Origin of the sequence: endosymbiont of Lamellibrachia barhami (assembly GCF_011947365.2) — a bacterium.
In the GTDB taxonomy this organism is placed as follows: domain Bacteria; phylum Pseudomonadota; class Gammaproteobacteria; order Chromatiales; family Chromatiaceae; genus QGON01.
Genome location: NZ_JAAVSH020000001.1, coordinates 3,243,727 through 3,263,870 on the forward strand (window position 1 = coordinate 3,243,727; position 20,144 = coordinate 3,263,870).

At 51.5% G+C, this 20,144-nt stretch carries 23 protein-coding genes and 1 pseudogene; 21 read left to right on the top strand and 3 right to left on the bottom strand.

Going from position 1 to position 20,144, the window contains the following annotated elements; all coding sequences use genetic code 11:
* Positions 1-497 (bottom strand): annotated as a pseudogene (locus G9Q73_RS14820) (hypothetical protein); the annotation flags it as partial.
* Positions 494-991: a transposase gene (locus tag G9Q73_RS14825; protein WP_177420462.1), complete on the bottom strand. Its 498-nt coding sequence runs from the start codon at positions 989-991 to the stop codon at positions 494-496. The pseudogene G9Q73_RS14820 and the gene G9Q73_RS14825, both read right to left, overlap by 4 nt.
* Before the next feature lie 727 nt (positions 992-1,718).
* Here G9Q73_RS14825 and G9Q73_RS14830 point away from each other — a divergent pair.
* The 6 genes from G9Q73_RS14830 (at position 1,719) to G9Q73_RS14855 (ending at position 5,474) form a co-directional block, all read left to right on the top strand.
* Complete coding sequence (locus G9Q73_RS14830; RefSeq protein WP_177420463.1) at positions 1,719-1,877, top strand: hypothetical protein; 159 nt, start codon at positions 1,719-1,721, stop codon at positions 1,875-1,877.
* A gap of 194 nt (positions 1,878-2,071) precedes the next feature.
* Positions 2,072-2,608, top strand: a complete 537-nt coding sequence (locus G9Q73_RS14835; RefSeq protein WP_177420464.1) for a hypothetical protein — start codon at positions 2,072-2,074, stop codon at positions 2,606-2,608.
* 613 nt (positions 2,609-3,221) lie between these two features.
* On the top strand, positions 3,222-3,488 hold the full coding sequence (locus G9Q73_RS14840) for a CopG family ribbon-helix-helix protein (RefSeq protein WP_177420465.1): 267 nt from the start codon (positions 3,222-3,224) through the stop codon (positions 3,486-3,488).
* Entirely contained in the window at positions 3,485-3,772 is a 288-nt protein-coding gene (locus G9Q73_RS14845; protein WP_177420466.1) for a type II toxin-antitoxin system RelE/ParE family toxin, read from the top strand. Before G9Q73_RS14840 ends, G9Q73_RS14845 begins: the two co-directional genes overlap by 4 nt.
* Before the next feature lie 145 nt (positions 3,773-3,917).
* Positions 3,918-4,571 (top strand): hypothetical protein, encoded by a 654-nt coding sequence (locus G9Q73_RS14850; RefSeq protein ID WP_177420467.1) that lies wholly within the window; start codon positions 3,918-3,920, stop codon positions 4,569-4,571.
* Positions 4,572-4,817: 246 nt separating this feature from the next.
* Positions 4,818-5,474, top strand: coding sequence for a fibrobacter succinogenes major paralogous domain-containing protein (locus G9Q73_RS14855; RefSeq protein WP_246345295.1), 657 nt, complete (start codon positions 4,818-4,820; stop codon positions 5,472-5,474).
* A gap of 259 nt (positions 5,475-5,733) precedes the next feature.
* Here G9Q73_RS14855 and G9Q73_RS14860 read toward each other — a convergent pair whose 3' ends face one another.
* Complete coding sequence (locus G9Q73_RS14860; protein WP_177420468.1) at positions 5,734-6,810, bottom strand: hypothetical protein; 1,077 nt, start codon at positions 6,808-6,810, stop codon at positions 5,734-5,736.
* A gap of 484 nt (positions 6,811-7,294) precedes the next feature.
* On the opposite strand from G9Q73_RS14860, the gene G9Q73_RS14865 reads away from it, so the two are divergent.
* From G9Q73_RS14865 to G9Q73_RS14935, 15 genes are all read left to right on the top strand, one after another.
* Positions 7,295-7,819 carry a flagellar basal body-associated FliL family protein gene (locus tag G9Q73_RS14865; RefSeq protein ID WP_177420469.1) on the top strand — a complete coding sequence of 175 codons (525 nt, stop codon included), beginning with the start codon at positions 7,295-7,297 and terminating at the stop codon, positions 7,817-7,819.
* 4 nt (positions 7,820-7,823) lie between these two features.
* Complete coding sequence (gene fliM / locus G9Q73_RS14870) at positions 7,824-8,852, top strand: flagellar motor switch protein FliM (RefSeq protein ID WP_177420470.1); 1,029 nt, start codon at positions 7,824-7,826, stop codon at positions 8,850-8,852.
* Between the two features lie 36 nt (positions 8,853-8,888).
* Complete coding sequence (fliN, locus tag G9Q73_RS14875) at positions 8,889-9,296, top strand: flagellar motor switch protein FliN (RefSeq protein ID WP_177420471.1); 408 nt, start codon at positions 8,889-8,891, stop codon at positions 9,294-9,296.
* Positions 9,296-9,691 carry a flagellar biosynthetic protein FliO gene (fliO, locus tag G9Q73_RS14880; RefSeq protein ID WP_177420472.1) on the top strand — a complete coding sequence of 132 codons (396 nt, stop codon included), beginning with the start codon at positions 9,296-9,298 and terminating at the stop codon, positions 9,689-9,691. Before fliN ends, fliO begins: the two co-directional genes overlap by 1 nt.
* The gene (gene fliP / locus G9Q73_RS14885; protein ID WP_177420473.1) at positions 9,688-10,422 is read left to right on the top strand and encodes a flagellar type III secretion system pore protein FliP; all 735 of its coding nucleotides are present in this window, start codon (positions 9,688-9,690) and stop codon (positions 10,420-10,422) included. Before fliO ends, fliP begins: the two co-directional genes overlap by 4 nt.
* Before the next feature lie 9 nt (positions 10,423-10,431).
* On the top strand, positions 10,432-10,701 hold the full coding sequence (gene fliQ, locus G9Q73_RS14890) for a flagellar biosynthesis protein FliQ (RefSeq protein WP_177420474.1): 270 nt from the start codon (positions 10,432-10,434) through the stop codon (positions 10,699-10,701).
* 121 nt (positions 10,702-10,822) lie between these two features.
* A complete protein-coding gene (fliR, locus tag G9Q73_RS14895; RefSeq protein ID WP_177420475.1) occupies positions 10,823-11,605 on the top strand; it encodes a flagellar biosynthetic protein FliR in 783 nt (260 codons plus the stop codon).
* 3 nt (positions 11,606-11,608) lie between these two features.
* Positions 11,609-12,742 carry a flagellar biosynthesis protein FlhB gene (gene flhB, locus G9Q73_RS14900; protein ID WP_177420476.1) on the top strand — a complete coding sequence of 378 codons (1,134 nt, stop codon included), beginning with the start codon at positions 11,609-11,611 and terminating at the stop codon, positions 12,740-12,742.
* Positions 12,743-12,776: 34 nt separating this feature from the next.
* Positions 12,777-14,873 carry a flagellar biosynthesis protein FlhA gene (gene flhA / locus G9Q73_RS14905; protein WP_177420477.1) on the top strand — a complete coding sequence of 699 codons (2,097 nt, stop codon included), beginning with the start codon at positions 12,777-12,779 and terminating at the stop codon, positions 14,871-14,873.
* 69 nt (positions 14,874-14,942) lie between these two features.
* The gene (gene flhF, locus G9Q73_RS14910; protein WP_177420478.1) at positions 14,943-16,238 is read left to right on the top strand and encodes a flagellar biosynthesis GTPase FlhF; all 1,296 of its coding nucleotides are present in this window, start codon (positions 14,943-14,945) and stop codon (positions 16,236-16,238) included.
* Entirely contained in the window at positions 16,225-17,112 is an 888-nt protein-coding gene (locus G9Q73_RS14915) for a MinD/ParA family protein (protein WP_439654716.1), read from the top strand. Before flhF ends, G9Q73_RS14915 begins: the two co-directional genes overlap by 14 nt.
* A complete protein-coding gene (locus G9Q73_RS14920) occupies positions 17,109-17,852 on the top strand; it encodes an RNA polymerase sigma factor FliA (protein WP_177420480.1) in 744 nt (247 codons plus the stop codon). The genes G9Q73_RS14915 and G9Q73_RS14920 overlap by 4 nt, the downstream gene beginning before the upstream one ends.
* Positions 17,853-17,922: 70 nt before the next feature.
* Complete coding sequence (gene cheY, locus G9Q73_RS14925; RefSeq protein WP_439654695.1) at positions 17,923-18,297, top strand: chemotaxis response regulator CheY; 375 nt, start codon at positions 17,923-17,925, stop codon at positions 18,295-18,297.
* Between the two features lie 26 nt (positions 18,298-18,323).
* A complete protein-coding gene (locus G9Q73_RS14930) occupies positions 18,324-19,058 on the top strand; it encodes a protein phosphatase CheZ (RefSeq protein ID WP_177420482.1) in 735 nt (244 codons plus the stop codon).
* 79 nt (positions 19,059-19,137) lie between these two features.
* Positions 19,138-20,144, top strand: a 1,007-nt coding sequence (locus G9Q73_RS14935) for an Hpt domain-containing protein (RefSeq protein WP_177421472.1), incomplete at its 3' end; no start/stop codon positions are given.

Here is a 20,144-nt window from a genome sequence, read left to right on the forward strand (position 1 = left end):
CCGGGGTAGAGATAGAACATCCCACGAATCGATGAGCTGGGCCAGTAATATCCAGCTCCACACTCATTGCGCTTCAGCTTTGTATCCTTTTTGGTTTTGTAACGATTCTTGCGTTTCGGCACGCCTCTACGATTCACCTGTTCAACCTCTTCAGCACTCTGTAGAAGTTTTTGATTCAGAAGCGTATACCTGCCTTCATCGCATTGGGGTCTGGGCACAATTTGTGATGGCGGCAGGCTCTTGTATTGCGGCCGGTTACACGTCTCAATAATCTCATGCCTCTCTTCTTTGGTAAGCTTGTTGGCAGGTGTTCTGGCTGTCGCTGCCTCCTTGCGTCGATCTTTTAGCGCCTGTTCTTTATGTAACTGCTGCTTCCAGCGACGCAGGGTGCGTGGATCGATCTCTATCACATCACATGCCTTAGGTTGGCGTGCACCTGCTGTGACTGCCTCATCGATCAGATTGATAGCCATCTGGCGGTCTTCAGGGACAATCATTCTTCCCCTCCGTCCCCCCAGATGGCCTGGGCTTTTTTTTCGAGTATAAGTAGCGCTGCGGCCTCTGCAAGAGCTTTCTCTTTGCGTCTTAGCTCTTTCTCAAGTTGGCGTGACTTCTTCTTCTCCTTTTGCCACATGCTCCGCTCTGCCTTGGTGAGCCGTTCCGTGCTGTCGTTGCCTGTAGCTGCCCCCTCTTTCCAACGCGAGATCTGCTCAGCGTAGAGCCCTTTTTGACGACAGTACTCCGAAAGCTCATGCTCATTCAGTGCGGCAGTCTCAATGACCACGGCCAACTTATCTTTACCACTCCAGTTTTCTGGATTTGATGGATCTGCAGGCACTAACTTCCCCTCATTCTGATACTTGTTTTTCCAAGTATACAGGGTGGGCTCTGAAACTCCGGTTTCTCGACTGACTTGAGCTACTGACATGGAGTTGGGGGGCATCATTTTTTGTACAATCTTCTCTTTGAATTCTTCGCTGTAGCGTGGCATCTCTTCATCACTTCCCACCCCCTTTTGGGTTAAATTTACTGATTCAAAACAGCGGACATGTAAAAAGCCCTGACACAGGGGGCTATAGGACAAGCGTATGCGTTCAATTACGTATTGCTGGTAAGGCACTGCACAAGCTTAAGCTGGAATTGCAAAACCATGAATCCACAACGACATCTTGAACGAGGGGAGCAATTACCCATCGCCATTGGATCATTCTTACGCGCCAGAAATCAACCCTGAGGAAGTAAAATTATCATATTCGATGATCCAGTATCATCATTAGACCATCGTCGGCGAGAACGCGTGGCAAAGCGTCTTGCAACGGCAACTGTATGAGATTATCGTGTTCACTCACGACATTTATTTCCTTTGTCTTTTGGCTGAGGAAGCTAAGCTAGCTGGAGTACCTATTTCCACACAAAGTCTGGTTCGGCGTAGTGAGGGGTTCGGGATTGCTGAGCCGGATCTTCCTTTTGAGGGCAAGAATGCAGGTAAACGGATCCGTGCCTTGAAGGCTGGCACCAGTGGTAAAGCTGTTCAAAGATGGTGACGAGCAGGAACACCGCAAGCAGACGGTCGAAGCTTACTTCAGATTGCGCATGGCGTAGGGCGAGCAGTTGGAAAGTATTGCTAGGGGTATTAATGCGCTTCGCAAGGTATCGAAACACAGCGCCTTGCCGGTGTAGTTGTAGAAGACGATGACTATGCAAAGGTAAATTCTGGTATGTCGAGATGCTCGAACTACGCACACGATAAGGCATTTATCGGCGGGGTTGCCGTGCCTGAACCTGATGAACTACTTGCCGATATTCAGGAGTTGGAGACGTGGCGGGGTGAAGTCGAAAAAAGAAGTAAAGACGCATTGAAGCGCCGCAAGAAATGAAGCGCCGTGTCTTCGGGTTATGATAATGAAGCTAACAAAAACATGCACTCGGACAAAATAAAGCTGCGCCGCTTCGCTCTGCAACTTTATTTTGCCGGTGATGTTAAGCGTTAGGCGATCGACTTATAAGTCACAGTTTACTTTTTAGGATTACGAATGGTTTTATGGTGGAGCATTCAATGGAGTTCTGATATATGAATAAAGTCATCACCTTTTTACTAGCGTATCTGCTGGTCGGAACAGTATATCCCGGACAGCGACTGGCGGATATTCAACCTGGCTTCCCCTGCGACGGGATCCCACATGTTGAAAAGAGCATGGGATCAGTAGAGTTGGCCACTCAAGATACAAATGGTATTAGCAAATATACGGGGACACAGGGAGGAGTTGAGGCAACTGTCGTTTATCACTGCGATCAGGGACGACTGACCGAGCAGGAAATCATCTTCATAAGTACTACCCAGAGCATGGCCTACCAGATTGCCAATGAACAGAGGAAAGAACTCGCCAAAGACCTGGGCGAACCCATTCATGATGGACTAAATCTAGGGGTATGGAGAAAGATGATATTCGGCATTCTGGGAGCGAACCTTGATTACCTTACTTCGGTCGTCGTTTGGGGCAGGGCAAAAGAGGATGTGATGCTGTTGGTAAGGGAAACAGAGGACAAACTCTGGGTGATCACCATTTCTCAGGGCAGTTCAAAAATAGAATATATTCTCAATTCGTAGGCCGGGAGTTAAAGAATAATAGGGGACGGATCACGGTTATGTTGCTCGAGTTCTATTGGGAAGCCGACAGCAAAGGAACCCCGAGGGTGTGGCGGCGGACGGCGAAGAAGAAACTACGCGGTGCAGTGCAAGCGTGCAAGGAGTGGCTCAAAGTCAATCGGCACAAACGTCTGCCAGTCTTGCTCAAGACCCTGAAGCGGAAAGTACGCGGGCGCATTACAACTACTTCCGCATTGTGGGTAACAGCCGAGGCCTGTGGGCGTTCTACAAGGAAGTGGTGAAACTGCTGTACAAGTGGTTAAATCGACGAAGTCAAAGGCGAAGCTTGACGGGCCGAAGCTGAAGCGGGTATTGGAGCGTTTTGCATTTCCGACGCCTACCCAGCAGAGTCGCCAGGCAGTGAATCGGGGGCTTGCGTGAGTGCTGGTCTGACTACGCGAGTGAGTATGTTTGAAGAGCCCGGTGCGGGAAAATCGCACGCCGGGATCTGTGCAGGGGACACCGGGTGACCGGTGTTCCTACTGCTACTAAACTCACCATCCCCACCAACATTGAAAAAATCAATCATTCACCTACTATGTAATACATAGTAATCAAAATAATAGGTGCTGTGATGGGTGTTACAAGTGTGAGACTACAATCTGAAATTGAGAATCCTCTCGAAAATTTATCTAAGAAGCTAGATAGAAGCAAAAACTATCTTATTAATCAAGCAATTAAAGAGTTTTTAGAACGTAGAGCGATTGATGAGCAAAGATGGGTAGAAACAATTGAAGCTATTGATTCTGTAAAATCTGGCAAATCTATCGATGAAAAAACAGTTAATGACTGGCTTGATAGCTGGGGTTCTGACAGTGAGATTGAGCCTCCAAAAATATGAAGTTGTCATATTCTCCAGAATCAATCAATGACTTAATTCGCCTGAGAGAGTTTATTGAAATAAAGAACCCTCAAGCAGCAAAGCGTATTGCAACATCAATAAAGAAAAGTATTAATGAATTAAAATCCTTTCCTTATATTGGCGTTAAAGTAGAAAAAGCACCAAACCCTGATCTAGTTCGAGACTTAATTATTGGTAACTATACAGCACGCTATTTAATACGCCCAAAAGAAATTACTATCCTACGTATATGGCATCACAAAGAAAATGAAAATCGTTTATAACCAGAAAATTCATCGGAGGCAAAAAGACACCCCGGTGATTTACGGCGTTATGTTTAATAGAATAAGGAGTGTGCATGAAAATCAGTTTTTACACATACATCTGCACTAACCCGGTTAATGTAATTCACATGAATGAGGTGTACTTATGAAAACAAAAAACAAAGGTATTAAACGATTACTAGTGGTTCTTATTACCATCCTCACATTATCAATATTTTCTATGAACGTTTACGCCGGTCAATATACAAATACTAAAATAGATTTCAGTGAGCTGAAACCAGATAAATGGATGACCCTGACTTTCAATCCTGCAACAAGGGCAACATTGGGTATAAGAGCGAATATAATTAAGGGCGGCTTTATTTATATCAATGAATATAACTACATCGCTACTGATGGCGCTGGAATTTATGCGGGAACCAAAGAAACGAAATGGCCAAAGGCAACTGCATACTTTGTGACCAGCATGGAATCATCAAGCGGTATTTTGTTTAACTACATTGGAATCAACAGAGTTTGCACAAATCTTTATTATGAAGGTGTAGTTACTGGCGGAGTAGATTTAAAATTGCCTAATGGGAATATAAACAAGCTCTTTGTTGCCAAGCCAACCATCGGAATGGTTGAAAAATGTATTGCACCCGAATACCCTGAGGAAAATATATTTGACATCGATAGGGATTTTGGGGATGGGGTAATAGAGTCTAGTAAATATGGAAAAGTTGAAGTTTTTATAGTTGCAACCGTAGAAAATGTTCAATTTATATTCGTTGTGGATAAGAAGCGATTGACTGAATAGTCATAAAATATAGGTGGCGGCCACGGTTTACGAATACGATCCAGCAGACGGTGTTTCTCTTCCTTAGTCATGATGTATTTCCCTATTTTGTTTAGGTAATCTATATTATGCTGATGGGAAGTAAAATCAACAAGTTGAAATTATTTTTTGCGGATTAGACGCTGGTTTCGACGTGTTTTGTTACGTCGTTTAGTACGCCCATATATAGTTAGGCAACCAAAACAAACTAAGATAAGTAATAATATCATGAAGACGAAACTAAGCACTATGACTACCGCTTGCGTAATCAGTACTCTGCTGATCACCCTCTCACCGACGACCTTGTTTGCGCAGGATAGCAAATCGATTCCACCCGCCGTTAATGAATATCAAACAGTGACTATCGGAATCCAGCAATGGATGTCAAAAAACCTTAATGTTGGCACATTTCGGAATGGCGAACCGATTCCAGAGGCAAAGACTAAGATGCAATGGGAGGCGGCTTACAAAAACGAAGAGGCTGCTTGGTCTTACTACAACAACGATTCAGCCAACGGAAAGAAATACGGAAGGCTATACAATTGGTATGCCGTTAATGACCCGCGCGGTTTGGCGATAAAAGGCTGGCACGTGCCCACTGATAAAGAATGGGAAACACTCATAACCACCCTCGGTGGAAAAGGCGTGGCATTTTCCAAAATGAAGTCCCCCACAGGATTCGGGGCGCTCTCTGGAGGGGAGCGGTACTACAAGGATGCCGGATTCTACAAAAAGGGAACCATAGGTTTCTGGTGGTCCTCCACCAAAAACGACAAGTGGAATGCTTGGTATCGTGCGCTACATTTCGGTTACTCACAAGTTGGCAGAGACAATGGCGGCATGAACACTGGGTTCTCGGTGCGATTGGTGAAGGGTGAGCAATGAAAACTAGAGAAAGTAATAATCCAGGGGATTGGGCTTTCATTCTCCCAAGTGATTAGGAATAACATCATAATAAAGGGTTGCAAATGGCTTTATTGGAATTATTTTTTGAGCACCCATTATTGACTATTGGTGGTTGTGTAGTCGGCTGGTTTATTTTCAGAGCAATATTAGATGCCATTGACAAATAAACTCATCGCGATCTGCAATCATGAAAACCGGAAAAGAACCATATGGGACGCACCACGTTTTTCATGACAATTCAAGATCTCGCATACACAAAGCCGTGGTAGAGTTTCAGAAAGGTTGGTTTATCAAAAGTGAAGTCCTTTGATTCGGTCCATGTGACCAACCTGCCGGTTACGTTCCTGCCACTATACTTGAGTTTCTCCACAACGATCCAATGCAGTTCATGGAGTTTGTTGGCCTTGTCCCAGCGCCCGCTGGTATCAATAGCGACTGGGTCCAGTGCACGGTCCGCCAATTCCACCGCGACCAGCATGATGATTACCGGCTTGGTTATTGTTGCCCGGGAATAGATGATGCACCTATCTAGATTTGCTTTATTAGCTAATGAACTCGGTGTTCCTTGACCCGCTTTTCCAGGCCAGCCAATGGTATCGTCTTTAACATCGCTGTATCCCGCTTTGTCCAAGAGTAATGCGATTTGCTTGGGAGTCGTTGCGTGGCTGGGATCACTGTCGAATTTAAAGTCCATTCCTCCCGATTGACTGCCTGGAACCAGGGCCTTGGCCTTCTGACGGATGGCGCGCAAGATGATGAAATCCACCTCGGGAAGACCTTTGGTTTTCCAATCACCTGCCTCGGTACGGTCCAATGAAATATCAAACCCGAGCCCTCCGTCGTTGAGTTCGATTCGTCCAGTCCCTGTCTCCACCAGCTGGATGCCACACTTGGCGTATCTGAGAGGGTATCGCTTATCAAAGTCAAAAAGAACGGTTGTCGGGCCACAAAATCCGAACTCTCCCTGATTGAGCGTATCGGGCCAAAAGACACGTATGGCAAGCTGCACGGCTATTCGATAGACGTTGATATCGGCTGTAGGAAAGAACAATTTCGGTTTTACGCTGATCCAGGTCTTAATGTGATTTATTGCCAGAGACCTTTGCTGTTTGAGAGATGGCATGAAGGTGTACAGATAGTAGCCGTTATCGGATTCGATTTCGGCTGCGATTGCATCAAGGAAATCTATCGCCTCACCCTTTGCCGGCTTTATCGACTCCCATTGATTGTTGTTCGAGTACCATTGGAAGATAAGCTTTAGCTTCGCCCATTGTCCGCTCTCTGCCTGATTCAAAAAGTGAGTTTCAAAGCTCATTGTTCTCTCCCTCAAACGGATTAGCCCGTTGGTAGGTTAAATAGACTTCTGATGCAGTTGTAGGATGAATACCTTTTTATCTCGTGAAACTGAAATTTTTCGTCGCCAACGCACCAATGTACGTCCTGTCCTCTGCTGCATTTCTCCCATTATTATAGCTGCTACGGCCACTGCCTTCGGCGTCGCCACCGCTGCCGCCCGTCTCCTCCAGGCTACCGAGGGAACAGACAACGGTTTAGCCTTGCAAGGACCTGTTGAGCAGGTCTGAGGTTTGAGTAATACCGAATAGGGGACACCCATTAGCCGCCTCCGGTGATATTTCTCGATAGCCCAGCTGTCGGAAATCTGCCTGTACACCCTCCGCTTTTTCGTCAAAGTTTCGACGAATAACAAACATCATATTTTAACTCGCTGAATATAAAGGAATTATATTTATGGCACTTATTTTGCAGTACAGAACACGAAACTGTTTGGGGATTGCAATATGGCCAAAGAAGAAACGGACGACCTGGATCTCGGCGAAGAGAAATCAGGCAAGAAAAAGATGATCATCATCATCGCCATTGCGGTGGTGGTGTTACTTGGCGGTGGGGCTGCAGCCTATTTCCTGCTCTTTAGCGGCGATGAGAGTGAAGAAGCCGTGACGGAAGAGGTGGCGGCAGAAGAGAAAGCTGCTGCTGAAGATGCTGAAAAAGGGCCTCTTCTCTATCACGATTTGAAGCCTGTATTCGTGGCAAACCTGCCCGGCAAACCCAAACTGTTGCAGGTGGGTGTCAATGTCCGTGTGCGTGGTGATGCGATGGTTGAATTCCTTAAACATAACGACCCGATGATCCGTCACCATCTGCTTAATCTTCTCTCTGCAAAGGATGGCAAGTCGCTCAAAGAGCGGTCGGCTAAAGAGGCCCTGCAGAAGGAGATGCTCGATGAATTGAACAGGATTGCAGAGGAACTGGATGGTCCCGGTGACATTGAGGCCCTCTTTTTTACCAGCTTTGTGATGCAGTAACGCCATGAGTGTCAACGACTTACTTTCACAAGAAGAGATCGATGCGCTGCTGCATGGCGTCGATAGCGGGGATGTCGCCTCTGAAGCAGAGATCGATGTCGATGAAAATGGTGTGTCCGGCTACGATTTTGCCAGCCAGGACCGCATTGTACGTGGGCGCCTGCCCACCCTGGAGATGATCAACGAGCGTTTCGCCCGCCATTTCCGTACCACCCTGTTTAATATGCTTCGCCGTACCGCCGACATATCCGTCTCAGGCGTACAGATGCAGAAGTTTTCCGAGTTCGTTCACAGTCTGTTCGTACCGACCAGTTTGAACATGGTGAAGATCAAGCCACTGCGTGGCAAAGGACTGTTTGTGATTGACCCCAAGCTGGTCTTCAGTGTCGTGGATAACTACTTTGGCGGTAGTGGCCGCTTTCACACCAAGATCGAGGGCCGGGATTTTACGCCTACTGAGAACCGGGTGGTGCAACTGCTGCTGAACCAGGCCTTCGCAGATCTCCAGGAGGCCTGGAAGCCGGTCTTCAACGTCTCCTTTGAGTTTTGTGGTTCGGAAGTAAATCCTCAGTTTGCCAATATTGTCAGTCCGTCAGAAGTAGTGGTGGTCACGACCTTCCATGTGGACCTGGAAAACGGCGGCGGTGACTTCCACATCTGCATGCCTTATTCGATGCTGGAGCCGATCCGTGAACTGCTGGACGCCGGTGTGCAGAGTGATCGGGGTGAGCGTGACGAACGTTGGGAGCATTCACTACGGGAAGAGATTCTCGGGGCATCCGTGGAGCTCTCCAGCGTTCTGACCGAGGTGAATATGACACTACAACAACTCTCCACTCTGAAGGCGGGTGACATCATCCCTATTGAAATGCCTGAAGAGGTAGAAGTGAAGGCGGCGGAAGTGCCGGTATTTACCGGTAAGTTGGGGGTTTCCGAAGGGAACTATTCAATCAAGATTTCTAACTGGATGCGCAATAGCCGTCAGTCCGCACTGCATGAATATCTGGATATTGAAGATGCGGGAGTTCAGTAGAGCGATGAAAAATCAGTTAGCAACAGGATCGTTATCATGAGCGAAGAAGAGAAAACGACAGATCCGAACGAAGCTCTGGCAGATGAGTGGGCGGACGCACTGGAAGGCCAGGCCGAAGGTGAGGCGGATGCTGCAAAGACAGCTGAATTCGAGGAGTTGAAGGAGGACGGGGCGAAAGATGACACCGTTAACCTGGATGCCATTCTCGACGTGCCGGTGGTGATATCCATGGAGATTGGTCGTACCAGGATCAACATCCGCAATCTGCTGCAACTCAACCAGGGTTCGGTGGTGGAACTCGACCGCCTGGCAGGCGAGCCGATGGATGTATTGGTCAACGGTACACTGATCGCTCAGGGTGAAGTGGTGGTGGTGAATGAAAAATTCGGTCTGCGTCTGACCGATATCATCAGCCCTTCGGAACGGGTGAAGAGGCTGAGTTGATGCGTATTTTTACGCTCTTTCCAGCCATCTGGTCCGGCCCCCTGCTGGCGGCTGAAACTGCCGTACGGAAGGTCGAAGTCTCCCCTTTGAGTACGCAGAATTTGATGGGGACAGCGGGTGGACTGCTGTTCGTAATATTCCTGATCTTTGCTGCAGGCTGGCTGTTCAAACGATTCGGGCAGCTGCAAATGTCGGGGAAGGGCATGGTGACTGTACTGGGCGGCACATCTGTCGGTCCTCGGGAGCGGGTCGTTGTGGTCAAGGTGGACGATATTCGTCTGCTGCTCGGGGTTGCGCCTGGACGGGTGCAGACCCTGCACGTACTGGATCAGAGCGAAGATGAGGTTACATTCGACAAGCAGTTGGCAGAGGCCAAAGAAGAGCGGCCGTCATGAAAATCTGGCTGATCATTGCGGGCATGTTTTTTACCCTGGTGGCCCAGGCAGTCCCAGGAGTGGACGCACTGACTGTGACCCAGGACCCCGAAGGCGGGCAGACCTATACCCTGACCATTCAAGTCCTCTTCTTCATGACTGCCCTGACGATGCTGCCGGGTGCCCTGATGATGATGACGTCGTTTGCCCGCATCATCATCGTACTGGCGATTTTGCGGCAGGCGCTGGGTACCCAGAACACACCCAACAACCAGATATTGATCGGTTTGGCCCTGTTTTTGACCGTCTTCATCATGATGCCAGTATTCAACGAGGTTAACGAGATTGCAGTGCAGCCCTATCTGCAGGATCAGATGACGACCATGGAAGCGCTGGAAGTGGGCAGCGGACCGGTGCGTGAATTCATGCTGGCGCAGACCCGGGAGGATGACTTGGGCTTGTTCGCCCGTATCGGAGATTTCGGCGAACTTGAGAGTCCAGACAAAGTCCCATTCTCTCTGCTGCTGCCCGCCTTTGCCACCAGTGAACTGAAGACCGGCTTTCAGATCGGCTTCCTGCTCTTCATCCCCTTTTTGGTGATCGACATGGTGGTGGCCAGTGTATTGATGTCGATGGGCATGATGATGCTCTCTCCGATGATCATCTCCCTGCCTTTCAAGATCATGTTGTTTGTACTCATCGATGGTTGGGCGTTGGTATTCGGCACCCTGGCCAGCAGTTTTCAGGTTTAGGCACGTTATATGGGACCGGACACAATCATCGCTATCGGGCAGCAGACCCTGGGGGTTATCGGCGTACTCACCGGCATGGTGCTGTTGCCTGCATTGGCGGTTGGTCTGTTGGTTGCAATGTTTCAGGCTGCGACGCAGATCAACGAGATGACGCTGACCTTTATCCCCAAGCTGGCGATAGTCGGCTTGATTCTGATGTTTGCCGGTCCCTGGATGCTGCAGCTGCTGATGACTTTCGCGCAGAATCTAATCGAATCGATTCCGGAGTTGATCCAGTGATGGATCGTTCCAAAAGAGGTGCGTGTGCGGTCGCGGGTGCGGCTGCTGTCCTGCCACGGATGGTGGGATATTTATTGAATAGGCCGTCGGCTAGCAGATGGAATCAATTCGGTTTGTCTAAATGTCGTTCAGCGAAGCACAACTCAACGCCTTTTTAGGCGCCTACCTCTGGCCGCTGATACGCATCGGCGCAATGATGATGGCCTCACCCGTATTCAACTCACGCCAGTTTCCGGTGCGTATGCGCATGGGGCTGGCGCTGCTGATCACCTGGGTGGCAATGCCTTCGCTGCCGACCGATATGCCCCCCATGGATGTGCTGAGTCATGACGGTTTCATCATTCTGCTGCAGCAGATCGCTATTGGGGTGACGATGGGCTTTATCCTGCAGATGGTGTTTGGTGCGGTGGTCTTCGCCGGACAGGCGATGGCCTACAGCATGGGGTTGGGTTTCGCCAGTATGGTGGATCCGCAGAATGGCGTACAGGTGCCGGTGGTGGCTCAGTTCTATCTGATACTTACGACCCTGGTATTTCTCCTGCTCAATGGCCATCTGATACTGATTGAATTGGTTGTCGACAGTTTTCAGACCATCCCTGTGGCGACGAGCGGACTCTCCAGCACCGGTATCCACGACATCGTTGCCTGGGCCAGTCGTATGTTTGCCGGTGGATTGATGATCGCACTGCCGATGATGGGTGCAATGTTGATGGTCAACCTGGGCATGGGTGTGGTGATGCGGGCCGCGCCCCAGCTCAACATCTTCTCGATAGGTTTTCCCATCACCATGTTACTGGGTTTCCTATTGATCAGCGTGACGCTGCCCAATGTTTTGGAACTCTTCACTCATCTGTTGAATGAAGGTTTTCAGCTGATGATGCAAATTTTTCAGATCACGAGGTGAATCATGGCCGAAAATCAGGACGGCCAGGAAAAATCGGAACAACCGACAGCGAAACGCCTGAATGAGGCGAAGCGCAAGGGGCAGGTTGCCCGCTCGAAAGAGCTCAATACCATGGCGATCACCCTGATCGGCGTAATTTTTCTGGCGATGACGAGCGGTCAGCTGGGTGGTGGATTGCAGGATCTGATGAAGACGAGCTTTACCCTCAGTCGGGAGGAAATCTTTGATATCGGCACCCTGTTCACCCACCTCAGTGCCGCCATGCAGGGTGCCTTCATACTGTTGGTCCCCTTCTTTGGATTGATGATCGTCGTGGCCATCGGCAGTTCCATTGCATTGGGCGGTTTCAGTGTCAGTGCCGAGGCCATGACACCTAAATTGAGCAAGCTTAGCCCGGCCAAGGGTTTAAAGCGCATGTTCTCCGCCAAGGCGCTGGTTGAACTGCTCAAAGCCATGGCCAAGTTCGTGCTGATCGGCGGCGCCACGGCAATTCTGTTGTGGAATACGCTGGACAGCTACCTGAACCTGCATGGGATGGAGTTCCAACAGGCGCTGCCCAAGTTGGGTTCGCTCATCGGTTGGTCGGTGACGCTGCTTGCATCCACCCTGATCCTTATTGCCGCCATCGACGTGCCGTTCCAACTCTGGGAACACAAACGTCAGTTGAAGATGACCAAGCAGGAGATACGGGATGAGATGAAAGAGACCGACGGTCGTCCGGAGGTCAAAAGCCGAATCCGCAGTCTGCAGCGGGAGATGGCCCAGCGCCGCATGATGGAAGAGGTGCCCAAGGCCGATGTGATCGTCACCAATCCGACTCACTACGCCGTTGCTCTGTCTTACGACCAGGAGAGTATGAGTGCACCGAAGGTGGTGGCGAAAGGTGCCGATCTGGTGGCGGCCAATATTCGTCGTATCGGCCTGGAATCGGATGTGCCGATCGTCGAATCTCCTGTATTGGCCCGCGCCATCTACTTTCACAGCGAATTGGGCGAGGCGATTCCGGCGGGACTCTTTCTGGCAGTTGCCAAACTGTTGGCCTATGTCTTCCAGCTCAGAGTCTATCGAACCGATGGCGGCGACATACCGCAGGTTCCCGATGAGCTGCCGGTGCCGGAGGATCTGCGCCATGACTGATCGGTTTTCAGCACTCAAACCAGGTACGAACTAAATGGATGCCACAGCGATTCTCGGTAATGTAAAACGTGTCGGTACTGCGGGGCTGGGTGCGCCGCTGATTATGGTCATGCTGTTGGTGATGGTGATCATACCGCTGCCACCGATCCTGCTGGACATGTTCTTTACCTTCAATATCACTCTTTCACTGGTGGTGATGCTGGTGGTGGTCTATACCCGCCGGCCACTCGACTTTTCAGTCTTTCCCAGTCTGCTGCTGATTGCGACCCTGCTGCGGCTTGCCCTGAATGTTGCATCCACCCGAATTGTACTGCTTGAAGGTCATACCGGCGGTGATGCTGCGGGCAAGGTGATCGAGGCGTTCGGTTCATTCGTTATCGGCGGCAACTACGCCGTGGGCCTGGTGGTCTTTCTGATCCTGGTAATCATCAACTTTGTGGTGGTGACCAAAGGTGCGGGTCGTGTCTCCGAGGTGAGTGCGCGATTCACGCTGGATGCCATGCCCGGCAAACAGATGGCGATCGATGCCGATCTCAATGCAGGTCTGATCAATCAGGACGAGGCGCGAACCCGGCGTGAGGAAGTGGCCCAAGAGGCTGATTTCTACGGGGCGATGGATGGCGCCAGCAAGTTTGTGCGGGGCGACGCGATTGCCGGCATTCTGATTCTATTCATCAACATTATCGGCGGGCTCGGCATCGGCATGGTGCAGCACGACCTCGACTTCGCCACTGCCCTGCAGAACTATGTGCTGTTGACCATCGGTGACGGTCTGGTGGCGCAGATTCCTTCCCTGCTGCTCTCCACCTCGGCGGCGATCATCGTGACGCGGGTTGCCAGCACTCAGGATGTGGGTGGGCAGATTGTCAGTCAACTCTTCTCCACCCCGAAGGCGCTGGCGATCGCGGCAACGGTGCTGTTCCTTATGGGTATCATCCCCGGCATGCCCAACTTCGCCTTCCTTACCCTGGCAGCTGTCGCTGGGGCTGTCGCCTGGATGATCTGGCAACGCCAGCAGCAACCGGTGGAAGAGGAGGTGGCTGCGCCACTGCCTGAAGAGCAGTCGCCTGAGCAGCGTGAGTTGACCTGGGATGATGTGCAGCCGGTTGACCTGATCGGTATGGAGGTGGGTTACCGCCTGATTCCACTGGTGGATCGGAATCAGGGCGGCCAGCTGATGAATCGGATCAAAGGCGTGCGGCGCAAACTTTCCCAGGAGTTGGGTTTTTTGATCCCATCGGTGCATATCCGGGATAATCTGGATCTCTCTCCCAACGCCTATCGCATCACTGTCAATGGTGTCACCGCAGCTGAAGCAGAGATCTTTCCCGACCGCGACCTGGCGATCAATCCGGGCCGGGTTTTTGGTGAACTGCAGGGAACACCCACCAAGGATCCCACCTTTGGCCTGGATGCGGTCTGGATCGAACATGAGCAGCGCGACCATGCGCAGACGCTCGGTTTTACCGTGGTGGACGCCAGCACAGTGGTCGCAACCCATCTGAGCGAGATCCTGAGCAACCAGTCTCATGAACTGCTGGGCCACGAAGAGGCGCAGCAACTGCTCGACAGTCTCTCCAGAACGGCACCCAAACTGGTGGAGGATCTGATACCGAAGGCGATCTCTCTGAGTGTCTTCCTGAAGATCCTGCAGAACCTGCTGGCGGAGCATATTTCGATCCGCGATATCCGCACGATTGCCGAAACCTTGGCGGACCATGCTGCCAGGAGTCAAGACCCCGGCGTTCTGACGGCTGCCGTCAGGGTTGCCCTCTCCCGGGGTATTGTTCAGCAACTCATTGGTTCTACGCAGGAAATTCCTGTGGCTGTGTTGGATCCACAATTGGAACAGATATTGCAACAGACCTTGCAAGCCTCGGAAGAGGGCCAGGCTGGGTTCGAGCCCGGACTGGCAGAGAGGCTGCAACAGGCGCTGGCGGAGACGGCAGCCAATATGGAAACGGCAGGACAGGAGAGTGTACTCCTGGTGGCTGCGCCGATCCGACCCTGGATGGCGCGATTCGCGAAACACGCGGCGCCGGGCATGCACATCCTCTCCTATAACGAGATACCCGACAATCGCCAGATAAAGGTGATTTCAACTATCGGCAACACGAATGCAGAGACTTAATTGGCAGATTGATTTCGATTCCGGAAGTAATCCGAAAATTTCTCGGTTTGCTGCGGGGGATTGCCCACAATGAAGATAAAGCGTTTCTTTGCGCCTGATATGCGTCAGGCTTTGAAATCGGTGCGGGATACATTGGGTTCCGATGCAGTCATCCTCTCCAACAAGAGTGTAGAGGGCGGTGTGGAACTGGTGGCGGCCATGGATTATGACGTGGCGGCCTTCGACGTTGCGGCTACTGACGCAGTAACGGAGATCCCCCGTCAGGAGAAGCTTCAACCCCCCTCTGCGGTAGAGCCCAAAAAAACCGCCAGAGCTACCCGTGACCCCTATTTCCCTGAAGAGCAGGTAAAACCCGCCGAACCGATCCGTATCGATCGTGCCCGCCGCCAAACATCCCAGGCACAGCCTCGGGTGGAGTGGAGTCAGGACCCTGTGTTGCAGGAGATGCGCCAAGAGATGCAGGCGCTGCGCCGCATGATGGAGAACGAACTCTGCGAATTGACCTGGCGCGATATGGGACAACGCCGTCCCCAGACTCAGGAACTAATGCGTCGTCTGATGGGAATGGGATTGGGTGCAGACTTGTGCCGTGATCTGGCCAATCGGGTGGAGGATATGGAATCGGAGGATCAGGCCTGGCGCAAGGCGCTGTTTCATCTGATCAGTGAACTGCCTGTGGTGCAGGAGGAGATCCTCGACATGGGTGGCGTGGTGGCGCTGGTCGGCCCGACCGGGGTCGGCAAGACGACCACCATCGCCAAACTGGCAGCTCGTTTCTGCCTGCGCCATGGTAACCGCCAGCTGGCGCTGATTACCACGGACAGCTATCGCATCGGCGCCCAGGAGCAGTTGCACAACTACGGCCGCATTCTGGATGTGCCGGTTCGCACCGCCTCGACAGCGGAAGAACTGGATGCCGCGCTGCGCGCCCTTTCTGAAAAACGCCTGGTACTCATCGATACCGTCGGCATGAGTCAGCAGGATATCCAGTTGAGTCAAAGGCTTTCGATGATTACCTCGGGTAATCATCCTGTACGAACCCTGTTGACGTTATCAGCCGCTACGCAGCGCTCGGCGCTCGCGCATGCGATTCGGGCCTTCAGCATCGCCCGTCCAGTAGGTTGCATTCTGACCAAGATGGATGAGGCGGCATCGTTGGGTGGTGTCTTCAGTACTTTGATCGATACAAATCTGCCATTGGCTTTTGTCACCGATGGACAACGGGTGCCGGAGGATCTGCACGTTGCCAGAGCCCACAGTCTGGTGAGCCGGGCGATAGAGATGGCTCAGGAGTCGGATGAATCCCCGGATGAGGGATATATGGCGTTCGCGTTTGGAGGCACAGGTGAACATGCTCATGTCTGACATTATTGAAGATCAGGCTTCAGGATTAAGGCGCATGGTGAATCCGGATCCCGTGCGAGTGATCGCCGTTACTGGCGGCAAGGGCGGGGTTGGCAAAACCAATGTCGCGGTGAATCTCGGCGTGGCCATGGCGGGTATGGGACGGCGCGTGATGCTGCTGGATGCCGATCTTGGACTCGCCAACATCGACGTGGTGTTGGGTTTGCACGCTGAGTACAACCTTTCCCACGTCATCAATGGTGAACGCACACTGGAAGAGATTCTGGTGGAGGGACCGAAGGGATTGAAGGTCGTTCCCGGCGCTTCCGGCATGCAGCAGATGGCGGAACTCAGCCCGGCTGAGCATGCGGGGCTTATCCACGCCTTTAGTGAAATTGCAAACGATGTCGATGTGCTGTTGATCGATACCGCAGCAGGAATCTCCGATCTGGTGGTCAGCTTCAGCCGTGCCGCCCAAGAGATAGTGGTGGTGGTTTGTGATGAGCCGGCATCGATAACCGATGCCTACGCCATTATCAAACTGCTGAATCGTGAACATAGCGTCAGCCGTTTCCGCATTCTCGCCAACATGGTCAAGAGTGTGCAGGAGGGGAGAGACCTCTATAACAAGATGTGCCGGGTAACAGACCGGTATCTGGACGTAATGCTCAGCTACATGGGCAGCGTCCCCTATGATGAGCAGTTGCGCAAAGCGGTAAGAAGCCAGAAACCAGTGGTTGAGGCCTATCCCCGCTCACGGGTTGCTCAGGCATTCAAGAATTTAGCGAAGAAGGCCGATAACTGGCCTGTACCCGCCAATGCGAGCGGCGACCTGCAATTTTTCGTTGAACGGTTGATCCAGTTTTCAAGTCAATACGGGGAGATGGGACGGTGAACGGTTTGGCTACATATAGCGCCATAGAGGAAAGACAGGGGCATGATGACCTGGTGATCCGGCACGCCGGGCTGGTCAAGCGCATTGCCTATCACATGATGAATCGCCTGCCCCCCAATGTGCAGGCTGACGATCTGATTCAGGCGGGCATGCTGGGGTTGCTGGAAGCGAGTCGCAACTACGATCCCACCCAGGGCGCCAGCTTTGAAACCTATGCGGGAATTCGTATCCGCGGTTCCATGCTGGATGAGATCCGGCGTAGTGACTGGACACCGCGTTCAGTGCACCGCAAAGCCAGAATGGTGGCTGATGCGATGCGCATCATCGAGAACGAGGAGGGACGGGATGCCCGCGATTCGGAAGTGGCCGATGCACTGGATATGTCGATACAGCAGTACCACCAGATCCTCAAGGATGCATCAGGTTGCCGAATCTTTAGTCTGGATGAGTTGAGTGCGGTGGGTGAAATCGCCCCTGAGAGGAGTCTGGACTCCCTGCAGGGACCCTTTGAAGGTTTGCAGAAGGACGCCTTCAAACAGGCGCTGGCGGATGCCATCGCAGGTCTTCCCGAGCGGGAGAGGCTGGTAGTGGTGATGTACTACGACGATGAGTTGAATCTGCGTGAGATCGGGCTGGTGCTGGGTGTCAGTGAGTCACGGATCTGCCAGATCCACAGTCAGGCGACATTGAGGCTGCGTTCGCGGCTGACGGAATGGCTCAGCCTGGCAGAAGAAGAGTAAGTATGGCGACAGATGGAATCGTCAATTTGATACGGCGGCACAGTGATTGGAGGTTGCCTTGGACAAAAATATGAAAATTCTCATCGTGGATGATTTTTCCACCATGAGGCGCATTATCAAAAATCTACTTCGTGATCTGGGTTTTACCAATACTCAGGAGGCGGACGATGGAACCACTGCATTACCCATGTTGCAGACTGGAAATTTCGACTTTCTGGTCAGTGATTGGAATATGCCGGGTATGACGGGTATAGATCTGTTAAGGGCGGTGCGTGCCGATGCAAGACTGGCGGCATTACCGGTGCTGATGGTGACTGCTGAATCCAAACGCGAGCAGATTATTGAAGCGGCCCAGGCCGGCGTCAACGGCTATGTGGTCAAACCATTCACCGCAGGCACGCTCGAAGAGAAGATAAGCAAGATCTTTGAACGTGTCGAAGGCTGACAGGTAATAGGGACGGGAGAACCCGAATGCAGGAACAGACAGAGACTGGCCAGACTCGCCTCGAAATGGCGCGTGCTCTCGTGGCACACCTGGAAGCTGGTGAGAATGAGGATGCAGACCGTGTTATCGGAGAACTGGCCGAGATAAAAGAGAACAAGCTCTTTACGGAGGTCGGCAGGCTGACCCGGGAGTTGCATGAAGCAATCAACGGTTTTCTACTCGACTCGCGGGTCTCCGAGATGACCCAGGTGGACATACCCGACGCAAAGGAACGGTTGAACTACGTCATCTCCATGACAGAACAGTCTGCGGATCGAACGCTGACGGCTGTTGAAGAGAGCCTGCCGATGGTGGAAGCGCTGGATAAACAGGCAGGCGAGTTGTTGGCGGAGTGGGACAAATTTCGTTCCCGTCTGTTGACCAAGGATGACTTCCGGGGTCTTAGCGATGAATTGGCTGCATTTCTGCAGCAGACGCAAAGCCACTCCAAGAGTCTGCACGACAACCTCTCGGACGTTTTGATGGCACAGGACTTTCAGGATCTGACGGGTCAGATCATCCGCAAGGTGATCGAACTGGTTCATGATGTGGAGGAGAAGCTGGTCAAGCTGGTCCGGATTACCGGCGGTAAGCTGGAGGTCAGGAAAAAACTTGATGATCCGACGGTATTGGAAGGTCCTGTAGTGCCTGGTGTTGAACAGGGCGATGTAGTGACCAATCAGGATGATGTGGATGACCTGCTATCGAGCCTGGGATTTTAGTTTTCACATGCTTTGCCGAAAACATGAAAGTAATGAATGAATCAGATCTATACCAAAGGATAGAGACAGGGGTAGAAAGATGAGCATAGATCTCAATGACGAGATACTGCAGGATTTTCTGGTAGAAGCGGGAGAGATTCTCGAACTGCTCGGAGAGCAACTCGTGGACCTCGAACAGCAGACCGATGATTACGATCTGCTGAATGCCGTCTTTCGTGGATTCCACACCATCAAGGGTGGTGCAGGGTTTCTTGCTATCGACTCATTGGTAGAGATTTGCCATAAGTCAGAAGACGTATTCAACATACTGCGGCAGGGACAACGCAAAATTACACCGAACCTGATGGATGTTGTGCTACAGGTCGTGGATGTGGTCAATGAGATGTTTGATGAGATCAGGGGTGGAGAGATGCCGGGCCATGCCGATTCCGGACTGATCGAGCGGCTGCAATTCTTTGCTGTTCCCGGGGGGGAAGAGAAAGAAGAACCTGCAGTCGTAGCACCTTCTGCACAACAATCGGAACCAACCCCTGAGCCTCAATCAAATAAAGGTGATTTGAGCGACGATGAGTTTGAAGAGTTGCTCGATGCCATTCAAACCCCCGATACTGCCGAAGCAACGACAGGCAGTGGTGAAATTACCGAAGATGAGTTTGAGTCTTTACTGGATGATCTGCACGGTAAGGGGAAATTTTCCAGCAAATCTGTAGAAGAGACGGAAAAAACATCCCCTGTCGCTTCTGATGAGATTTCCGAAGACGAATTTGAGATATTGCTGGATGATTTGCATGGTAAAGGGAAATTTTCCAATGCGCCAAAAGAGGTGAAATCCGCAGTGGATCAACCGGCCGCTGAGGCCAAACCCAAACCTAAACCTAAACCTAAACCCAAACCCAAACCCAAGCTGGAAATTGCACCGGCAGCGCAGGCGCCGCAAAAGGCAAAACCCAAGCCCCCTCCTGCACCCAAGGGAGCAGCCAAGCTGCAATCGGCAGAGACGACAGTCCGTGTCGATACACAGCGCCTCGACGACATCATGAATATGGTGGGTGAGTTGGTGTTGGTGAGAAATCGCCTGGCGACACT

Coding starts and splice junctions, on each gene's coding strand:
- G9Q73_RS14825 (WP_177420462.1), bottom strand. CDS start 991: ATGCCACGCTACAGCGAAGAATTCAAAGAGAAGATTGTACAAAAAATG.
- G9Q73_RS14830 (WP_177420463.1), top strand. CDS start 1,719: ATGTCGAGATGCTCGAACTACGCACACGATAAGGCATTTATCGGCGGG.
- G9Q73_RS14835 (WP_177420464.1), top strand. CDS start 2,072: ATGAATAAAGTCATCACCTTTTTACTAGCGTATCTGCTGGTCGGAACA.
- G9Q73_RS14840 (WP_177420465.1), top strand. CDS start 3,222: ATGGGTGTTACAAGTGTGAGACTACAATCTGAAATTGAGAATCCTCTC.
- G9Q73_RS14845 (WP_177420466.1), top strand. CDS start 3,485: ATGAAGTTGTCATATTCTCCAGAATCAATCAATGACTTAATTCGCCTG.
- G9Q73_RS14850 (WP_177420467.1), top strand. CDS start 3,918: ATGAAAACAAAAAACAAAGGTATTAAACGATTACTAGTGGTTCTTATT.
- G9Q73_RS14855 (WP_246345295.1), top strand. CDS start 4,818: ATGAAGACGAAACTAAGCACTATGACTACCGCTTGCGTAATCAGTACT.
- G9Q73_RS14860 (WP_177420468.1), bottom strand. CDS start 6,810: ATGAGCTTTGAAACTCACTTTTTGAATCAGGCAGAGAGCGGACAATGG.
- G9Q73_RS14865 (WP_177420469.1), top strand. CDS start 7,295: ATGGCCAAAGAAGAAACGGACGACCTGGATCTCGGCGAAGAGAAATCA.
- fliM (WP_177420470.1), top strand. CDS start 7,824: ATGAGTGTCAACGACTTACTTTCACAAGAAGAGATCGATGCGCTGCTG.
- fliN (WP_177420471.1), top strand. CDS start 8,889: ATGAGCGAAGAAGAGAAAACGACAGATCCGAACGAAGCTCTGGCAGAT.
- fliO (WP_177420472.1), top strand. CDS start 9,296: ATGCGTATTTTTACGCTCTTTCCAGCCATCTGGTCCGGCCCCCTGCTG.
- fliP (WP_177420473.1), top strand. CDS start 9,688: ATGAAAATCTGGCTGATCATTGCGGGCATGTTTTTTACCCTGGTGGCC.
- fliQ (WP_177420474.1), top strand. CDS start 10,432: ATGGGACCGGACACAATCATCGCTATCGGGCAGCAGACCCTGGGGGTT.
- fliR (WP_177420475.1), top strand. CDS start 10,823: ATGTCGTTCAGCGAAGCACAACTCAACGCCTTTTTAGGCGCCTACCTC.
- flhB (WP_177420476.1), top strand. CDS start 11,609: ATGGCCGAAAATCAGGACGGCCAGGAAAAATCGGAACAACCGACAGCG.
- flhA (WP_177420477.1), top strand. CDS start 12,777: ATGGATGCCACAGCGATTCTCGGTAATGTAAAACGTGTCGGTACTGCG.
- flhF (WP_177420478.1), top strand. CDS start 14,943: ATGAAGATAAAGCGTTTCTTTGCGCCTGATATGCGTCAGGCTTTGAAA.
- G9Q73_RS14915 (WP_439654716.1), top strand. CDS start 16,225: ATGCTCATGTCTGACATTATTGAAGATCAGGCTTCAGGATTAAGGCGC.
- cheY (WP_439654695.1), top strand. CDS start 17,923: ATGAAAATTCTCATCGTGGATGATTTTTCCACCATGAGGCGCATTATC.
- G9Q73_RS14930 (WP_177420482.1), top strand. CDS start 18,324: ATGCAGGAACAGACAGAGACTGGCCAGACTCGCCTCGAAATGGCGCGT.